This is a genomic window from Kaistella jeonii (genome assembly GCF_000812865.1).
Lineage (GTDB): Bacteria > Bacteroidota > Bacteroidia > Flavobacteriales > Weeksellaceae > Kaistella > Kaistella jeonii.
Genome location: NZ_JSYL01000031.1, coordinates 1 through 859, shown reverse-complemented (window position 1 = coordinate 859; position 859 = coordinate 1). Strand labels below are relative to the sequence as shown.

At 34.9% G+C, this 859-nt stretch carries 1 pseudogene; it reads left to right on the top strand.

The features are described from left to right. Positions 1 to 353: 353 nt before the first annotated feature. Positions 354 to 859 (top strand): annotated as a pseudogene (locus tag OA86_RS15115) (Vgr family protein); the annotation flags it as partial.

Here is an 859-nt window from a genome sequence, read left to right as displayed (position 1 = left end):
ATAATTCCCGATGAATATGCTTTATGCAGTTTTTATCGGGAATTTTTTAGAATATCGATCAGGTTAATTTTAATTAGCAGACAATATCCTGGAAAAATGATATTTTTAAACTTAATTAAAAATATATACTTAATTTTAGTACATCAAATTTGTCTTTTAAACTTTAGAAGCTTGATATTCGTAAAGTACGAACTGAAAAAAAAGAACGATCAACTTTCAAATTACAATTAACAATTGTCAACTGTCAACGATCAATCATCATTCATCAAAGATCAATCATCAAAGATCAATCATCAAACACCCATCATCAAACACCCATCTCTAAAATCCATCACCTACAAACTCTACCTATTATGGCAAAAACAAACGGAACTTCAACGCCTACTTTCAAGCCGGATAACAGTTCGAAATCGATTTCAGCCAGTCAGGTTTTTGGGATCAATAGATTGGTAAAACTTTTGGTGGTGATCGAAGGGAAAGTGATTTCCCATTACAAACATTTTAGTTTGAGCCAACACAGTGGAAAACACCATCGTTTTGAGATGGTTTTAGCCTATGACTCTTTAGGAAACCGGGAGAACCATAATTTAGAATCCTCCAATGAATTTTTAGGAAAAAGACTAACAGTCGTTCAAAAATATAAAGATATTCCGGACAGTCCGGAGAGAACCTTTGTGGGAGTAATTACAGAAGTCGGCTATTTACAGGATCAAAGTGGATTGGGAAATATTGTATTGTCAGGTTACAGTCCAACGATATTGCTGGACGCTGCACCACATACCCAAAGTTTTGGTGGAGCACAATCGGTGAATATGAGTATCATCGCCAATCAACTGATCAAAGAAGGAATTAATACCGG